Source organism: Acidovorax sp. KNOB132 (assembly GCF_057541515.1).
Genome location: NZ_BAAJYT010000184.1, coordinates 1 through 7,377 on the forward strand (window position 1 = coordinate 1; position 7,377 = coordinate 7,377).

At 69.1% G+C, this 7,377-nt stretch carries 5 protein-coding genes and 1 pseudogene; 3 read left to right on the plus strand and 3 right to left on the minus strand.

Going from position 1 to position 7,377, the window contains the following annotated elements:
* The coding region (locus tag AC27IO_RS18115; RefSeq protein ID WP_498740019.1) for a universal stress protein at positions 1-526 on the plus strand (526 nt) is incomplete at its 5' end.
* Complete coding sequence (locus AC27IO_RS18120; RefSeq protein WP_498740021.1) at positions 519-1,568, plus strand: serine/threonine protein kinase; 1,050 nt, start codon at positions 519-521, stop codon at positions 1,566-1,568. The genes AC27IO_RS18115 and AC27IO_RS18120, both read left to right, overlap by 8 nt.
* Positions 1,569-1,597: 29 nt before the next feature.
* Here AC27IO_RS18120 and AC27IO_RS18125 read toward each other — a convergent pair whose 3' ends face one another.
* The gene (locus AC27IO_RS18125) at positions 1,598-2,083 is read right to left on the minus strand and encodes a hypothetical protein (protein ID WP_498740023.1); all 486 of its coding nucleotides are present in this window, start codon (positions 2,081-2,083) and stop codon (positions 1,598-1,600) included.
* A 314-nt stretch (positions 2,084-2,397) separates the two neighbouring features.
* On the opposite strand from AC27IO_RS18125, the gene AC27IO_RS18130 reads away from it, so the two are divergent.
* Positions 2,398-3,096: a response regulator transcription factor gene (locus tag AC27IO_RS18130; protein WP_284429532.1), complete on the plus strand. Its 699-nt coding sequence runs from the start codon at positions 2,398-2,400 to the stop codon at positions 3,094-3,096.
* Positions 3,097-3,234: 138 nt separating this feature from the next.
* Here AC27IO_RS18130 and AC27IO_RS18135 read toward each other — a convergent pair whose 3' ends face one another.
* Positions 3,235-6,090 (minus strand): IPTL-CTERM sorting domain-containing protein, encoded by a 2,856-nt coding sequence (locus AC27IO_RS18135; RefSeq protein ID WP_498740024.1) that lies wholly within the window; start codon positions 6,088-6,090, stop codon positions 3,235-3,237.
* A 355-nt stretch (positions 6,091-6,445) separates the two neighbouring features.
* Positions 6,446-6,934, minus strand: a pseudogene (locus AC27IO_RS18140) (IPTL-CTERM sorting domain-containing protein); the annotation flags it as partial.
* Positions 6,935-7,377: the final 443 nt, after the last annotated feature.

The window sequence follows — 7,377 nt, forward strand, 5'->3', positions numbered from 1 at the left end:
CATGCACTACCAGCCCAGCCCGCTGCCGGCGCGCCAGATCGAGGCGGCGCCCATCCTCATGGTGGCCGTGCCGGGCGAGGACGCGAGCGATGCCACGCTGTACTCGCTGCGCCAGGCGGCGGCGCGCTCGCTGGGCATCCGCCCCGGGGCGCGGCTGGCCTGCGTGACCGTGATCTCGCCCTCGGCCAGCAGCGCATCGGACAGCGAGCGCAGCGAAACCACGCTGCACCGCCGCCACCTGGTGCGCCTGCGCCAGTGGTCCGCCGGGCTCGACCTGGCCGGCCACAGCGCCAGCCACCAGGTGATCGAGGCGAGCGATGTGGCCCAGGCCCTGGTGCGCTACGCGCAGGGCAACCGCGTGGGCGTGATGATCCTGGGCGCGGCCACGCACGGTGTGCCGCTGCAGCGCTTCATCGACACCATTCCGATCCGCGTGGCCCGCGATGCGCCATGCACCGTCATCCTGGTCAAGCAGCAGTTGCCCTTCACCGAACTGGCCGGGGGCGACAATGCTCCCCATGGATAACCTGCCCGGCACCGAGCCCACCCCTTCTTCCTCGCATCCCTACGCGCCCCTCACCCCCGACCTCGTGCTGGACGCGCTCGCCAGCGTGGACCTGTACGGTGACGGCCGCCTCATGGCCCTGGGCTCGTACGAAAACCGCGTGTACCAGGTGTCGCTGGAGGACGGCAGCCGCGTCGTCGCCAAGTTCTACCGGCCGGGCCGCTGGAGCGATGCGCAGATTTTGGAAGAGCACGCGTTCGCCGCCGAACTCGCCCAGGCCGAGGTGCCCATGGTTGCCCCGCTGGTGCTGCAGGGCCGCACGCTGCACCAGCACGCGGGTTTCGCGTTCTCGGTCAGCCCCTGGCGCGGCGGGCGCACGCCCGAACTGGACGACTTCGAGGTGCTGGAGTGGATCGGCCGCTTCCTCGCCCGCATCCACACCGTGGGCGAGGCCCGGCCCTTCGCGCTGCGCCCGGCGCTGGACGCGGCCACCTTCGCGCAGGAGCCGCACGACTGGCTGCTGGCCCAGGAGATCATCCCGCTGGACCAGCAGTCGGCCTGGCGCAGCGCCTGCGAAGATGCTATTAAATTAATAGCACAAAGTGCATGGAATACCCCGGCAGGCGGCACGTTTGCCTTGAAGGATGCCCGCCCGCTGCGCCTGCACGGCGACTGCCACCCCGGCAACGTGCTGTGGACGCCCACCGACCGGCCCGGCGGCGGCCCGCACTTCGTGGACCTGGACGATGCGCGCACCGGCCCGGCCGTGCAGGACCTGTGGATGCTGCTGTCCGGCGACCGCCGCCAGCGCACCGTGCAGCTGTCCGCGCTGCTGGACGGCTACGAGCAGTTCCGCCCCTTCGACCGGCGCGAGCTGGCCCTGATCGAGCCGCTGCGCACGCTGCGGCTGATCCACTACAGCGCCTGGCTGGCGCGCCGCTGGAACGACCCGATCTTTCCGATCAACTTCCCCTGGTTCGGCAGCAGCGACTACTGGCGCGGGCAGGTCGACATGCTGCGCGAGCAGATGGAGGCGATGCAGGAAGCGCCGCTGTCGGCATAAGAGCGGCGAGCACAAGATGCTCGATGGCCTTAGCGGCCCTGCGAAAGGCGCATGGACGGATGATCCTCTGCCAAGCCCGCGCGGTTCTGCAGGTCGTCGATGGCTTCCTCGTGTCTCTGGATGACGGGCTCCACTTGCCTTCCCAATCGTTCGGACTGTTCGGTCAACAATCGCACGGCACCCACCGGGTCATCGCCCAGGTCGATGCGTTGAGAGTTCTGGCGATTCAGCGTTTGCTGCAGCGCCGTCAAATGTCCCGCCGCTGACTGCACCCGCGTGCGCAAGGATTCGAGTTCCCTGCGTACGGGCGAACCAAGCAACTCATTGGTGTCGGGGCCCAGCAGTCCATTGATTCTCCGTTCGCGGGACCGCAGCCCGGACAGCGCCGCATCGACGCCGAACGCAGCCGATGCCGATTGTTCGGCCTGCACACCGGCATTGGTACTTGCCGTGCCTTGATCCTGACGGCGGCGAACGGAAGCGTTCCCGCTGGAGCCGCCGATGCAATTGCCCATGAAGCTGTCCTCCAGTTTTTGAACGGCCCATATTCCATGAAAGCGCTGGGCAACGGCGAGGCAAGGCGAAGACCGGAGCATTCAAACGAAACCGCGGCTGCCAATGCGGCCATGTCTGCACGCGACACAAGGGACCCCGGCGCACTCGAAGCGCCACCGATGCGTCGATGCCACGAATACATACCGCGGATTTTCGATGAATGTTAACAATTGTCACATTCCAACCGATAGCGAAATTAAAAGGTAGTTTCGGCACCTCGCCGCGCCCTACCGGCGGTCCGTATTCCATTGCCTTTGCCGTTTCCTGGTGTCCCATGCGTATCGCTGCCCTTGACGACGACCCGATCCTGATGGAGCTGATCCAGGCCTCTGTCGAACATGCCGGGCACCTGTTCCACCCCTTCACCGAGGGCACCAGCCTGCTCAAGGCGCTGCGCACAGAGACCTTCGATCTGCTGATCGTGGACTGGCACCTGCCCGACATGAGCGGCATGGAAGTGGTGCGCACCCTGCGCGCCGGCCTGGCGCCGCAGATGCCCATCCTGTTCGTGACGCGCCGCAATGCCGAGCAGGACGTGGTCGAGGCGCTCAACTGTGGCGCCGACGACTTCATGACCAAGCCCATCCGCATGGGCGAACTCATGGCCCGCACCGCGGCGCTGCTGCGCCGGGCGTACCCGTCCACCGTGGCGCGCACGCTCGATTTCGGCCGCTACCGCTTCGAGCCCAAGACGCGCACGCTGTGGATGGACGGCACGGCCGTGGACCTGAAGAACAAGGAATACGACCTGGCGCTGTTCATGTTCCAGAACGCGGGCCGCCTGCTGTCGCGCGAGCACATGCGCCAGAGCGTCTGGAGCGAGGTGCAGGACGTGCCCTCGCGCTCGCTGGACACGCACGTCTCGCGGCTGCGCAACAAGCTGGCCCTGTCGCCGGAGAACGGCTACGTCGTCAACGCGGTGTATGGCATGGGCTACCGCCTGGACGTGGTCGACGCCACACAATCCGCCTGACCCTGAGCCTGGGCGCCAGCGCCGGCGGCACGCGCCGACGACTCTCTCAGCCCCCTGATCCGCCATCCATCAAAAAAAAGGGCGGTCCCGCATTCGGGACCGCCCTTTTTCCCTGGGGGTGAGCCCCCCGGTGGCAGGTCAGCGCGGGCGCGGGCCGTGGGACTGGCGCAGCGCCAGTCCACCCAGCAGGCACGACAGCAGGATCAATGCCCACTGCGACAGCGTCGGCACGCTGGTGATCGCATCGGGCGGCGGCTGCACGGTCGTGGTCTTGCTCGACGTGTTGTTGGTGGGGTCGGTGTCGCCCGGCGCGTCCAGCGTTGCCGTGTTCACCAGGGGTCCGTTGCCGGTGTAGGGCTGCGCCAGGCGCGTCTTGACGCGCAGGGTGCGGCTCGCGCCCGCCAGCAGTTCGCCCACCGAGCAGGTCACCGAGGTACCCGCAGCCACGCAGTCGGACGAGGAGACGAACGTCAGCCCCGCGGGCAGCGGGTCCATCACCTGGGCGCCGTTGCTGGTCAGGTTGCCGTTGTTGCGCACGGTGAAGGTGTAATCCACGTCCGCGCCCGGGGCGATCGGGCCATCGGGGCCGGCCTTGAGGATCGACAGGTCGGTGGCGATCGGGTCGCGCTTGGTGGAGGTCTGGTCATACGTGGTGTTGTTGACCTGCGTGTTCTGTCCGCCCTGCAGGAACTCGGTTTCGCTCACCGACACCACGGCCCTGTGGAAGATCGTGCCCGACGCGGCCCCGGCCGGCAGGCTCGTCGCCTTCATCTTGAACGTGATGGTGGCCACCTCGTCCTTGGCCAGGCCCGGGAAGGTGCACGACACGCCGCCCGAGGTCGCGCCGATGGCCGGCACGGTGCAGACGCCGCCCTTGTCCACCGTGAGGCCGCCCGTGAAGCCGAATGTGGCCGAAGAGGCGCCGTTCGTGGGGTGGGTCACCGGGAACGTGTCCGTCATCACCACGTTCGTACCGAACGACGGGCCCGAGTTCTTCACGGTGATGGTGTAGGTCGTCTCGGCGCCCAGGGCGATGGCGTCGGCGCTGTGCGCCATCGACACCAGGATGTCCAGCTCGGGCTGGGTCAGCGTGATCTCGGCCGCGGCCTGGTTGTTGGTCAGCACGGGCTCGTCCGTCGCGGTGCCGATCTCGACCGTGTTGGAGAGCTTCACGCCCGGGGCCCAGGCGCCCGCCGCACGCAGGCGGTAGGTCACCTCGTACTGGCCGCCATTGGCGAGGAAAACGCTGTTGCCCGTGGTGCCCCAGCGGCAGTTCAGCGTGCCGCCGTTGCCGGGGGGCACCGCATCGCACACGCCGCCGTTGGAGGCGACGGGCGTGCCGATCAGCACCCCGTTGGCGGGCAGCACGTCCCTCAGCCACACGTTTTCGGCCGACGACGGGCCATTGTTCCTGGCGCGCACCACGTACGTGATGGGTTCGCCCGAGATCGCGGTCGGCGTGGGCGAGACGGTCTTGGAGGCCACCAGGTCCACCCGGGCCGTGACCTGGCTCGTCACCGATGCGGTGTTGTTGCCCAGGACCGGGTCCACCACTTCGGGCGAATAGGCCGTGGCGGTGTTGGTGCGGGTCGCGGTGGTGGCCACCGTGGGCCGGATTGCCACGGTCACCGTCGCGCTGGCGCCGCTGTTGAGCGTGCCGAGCGAGCACAGCAGCGTGGCGGTGTTGACGTTGGACGCGCCCGAGGGCGTGCAGGTGCCGGCGGTGGTGTTCACCGACACCAGGCCCGGGGCCGATGCGCTGGTCACCAGGCTGGGCAGCACGTCGCGCAGGCTCACGTTGGTGGCGGCGCTGGTGCCGTTGTTGGTCACCACCATCGTGTAAGTCAGCACGTCGCCGGCAGGCACCGTGGGTTTGTCCACGGATTTGACGACGCTCAGGTCCGCCTGCACCTCGTTGCCGGGGGTCTGGTCGGATGCGCCGACGCCCACGCCCTGGCAGTTGATGCCGTGCGCGGGGTCGGTGTACCACGGGTCCTCGCGGGTGCCGCCCGTCTCGGGGCTGAACTTCACGCAGGCGTTGTTGGTGGCCGAGCCCGCGGTCGTGCGCACTGCGTTGACCACGATATCGGGGGCATTCGCATTCACGGCCAGCCCGGCCGTGCGCTCGCAGGTGAAGGTGCCCGGGCCCACCAGCGGCAGTGCCGAGCAGGTCCAGCCCGCGCCCGAGGCCGCGTTGAGGCCCGTCAGGGTCACGCCGGCGGGCACCGAGTCGGAGACGACGATGCTCGGGGCGGCCGGCACGGTGGCGGCGGCCGGCGCGATGGCGAGCGGTCCGCGGTTGCGCGCCGTCAGGCGGTACTGGTAGGTCTGGCCGATGGCCACGGCCACGCCCTGGCCGTTCACGTAGTTGGACGCGGTCTTCGTGATCTGCAGGTCAGCCACGTTGGTCGCCGTGATGAAGACGCTGGCCGGCGAGTTGTTGGTCGTGTCGGGATCGGTGCGGGTCGGCACGTCGATCGTGACGGTGTTGGGCAGCGTGCCCGTCTGCTGCACCAATGCCACCACCGTGATCGCCGGCAGGTTGCTGAAGTTGGCGCCCGCATAGCCGCCGGGCAGGTCGCAGGTGATCACCTGGCCCGCCGCGCTGCAGGTCCAGCCCGTGCCCGTGGCGGACACGAACGACAGGCCCGCACCCAGCGTGTCGACCACCTGCACGGGCACGCCGGTGAGCAAGGTGCCGCCGTTCAGCCGGGGCGTGACCGTGTAGGTCACCTGGTCGTTGAGCCCATAGGTCGTGGCACCGTTCACGGCCTTGGTGACGGAGACGTCCGAGGCCGCGCCAGCCACGTTGACTTCGGCCGTGCCGGTGTTGTTGGCGGTCTGCCCGTCGGGCATTTCCGTGGACGCGTCCTTGTAGCCCTTGACCGAGAACGACGTCGTGATGGAGCCGGTCACATTGGGAGCGGCGTCCACCTCCAGCGACGGTACCGTGCCGCCATTGGCCAGCGCACCGGCGTGGGAGCAGGTGACCACCGTGGCGGGCGTCGGCGCGCCGGGGGGACACGAGCGGCGAAGCGTTCGAGGCCGTGGGCGTGCAGGTCCATCCGTTGCTGCCGCCCACGCGGGTGAACGAGGCGCCCGTGGGCACGCTGAACATGACCTCCACGCGCCCTGCGGCGGGAATGCCGATGGGTCCCTGGTTGCTCACGTCCACCACATAGCGGTAGGGCTGGCCGGGTGAGAGCGGGTTGCCGGGAGGCGCCGTGGGGTTGGTGGTGACGGCCAGGGCCAGGTCGGCGGCCTCGGTCGTGGTGATGCGGCGGTCCAGCGCGTCGTTGCTGGGGTCCGAATCGGTCTCGTTGCGCGTCACGCGGGCGTTGTTGATCCAGTTGGTCGAGACCGTCGGAAGCACCACCTCGAAATCCACCACCTTGGTGGAATTGACCGCCATCGAGCCCAGGTCGCACTGCACCGTCTGGTTGGCGACCGTGATGGCCGTGCCAGGGGCGATGGCCGGCGTGCAGGCCATGCCCGCCGGGGTCGTCGTGACCGACTGGAACACCGCGCCCACGGGCAGCTTGTCGGTAAGGACCACGCCGGTGGCCGCGCTGCCGGTGTTGTGCCGCACCGTCACCACGTAATGGAAGGTGCCGCCCGCCGGGCCCGAGGCGGATGCGGGCACCGCGTCCTGGTTGACCAGGATGTCGGTGGTCTGGGCCAGCACGGCCCCGGGTGCCAGCAGGCACCCGGCCAGCAGCAGCCCGTATCCCCGCCCGCCCGGCAGGCCTGGGCGGGCGGCAGGTCTGCGCGCGGGCGCAGAAGCGAAAGCAGCAGGCCACAGCAGGCCCGCAGCCCGCCGTGCAAAGGAAAGAACCATACCGATCTCCAGATTGTTGTAGCGAGCAGGTCCGGGCACGCCGCGACGCCGCGGGGGCCCTGGCGAGGGCCGGAAGGGGGTCGTTGGCAAGGGAGGACCGGCGCGCGGTGCCTTGCCGGCGTGGCCGGGAGTGCCGCGAATCTAGGGGGTGGGCTCTGCGGTTTTCAGAATTCAACAATTGTTGACATTCGGTCTTGCATTTGTGCGTTCGGCACCACATGCAGCGCGCGCAGCAACGTCCGTCGGCATGGGCCTTCGGCCCTCCCGCGCGGCCCATCGCGGACACTTGCCGGCATGCTGCCCGCCTTCCTTGCCGCCTCCCCCTTTGCCGGCGTGCCCACCGTTCGTCCCACCCGCCCCCCGCCGCTCCGGTCCGTTTCGTGGTGGCGGCTTCGCGCCCTGCTGTGGCTCGGCCTGGCCTGCTGGGCCGCGCTGGCCGGGCC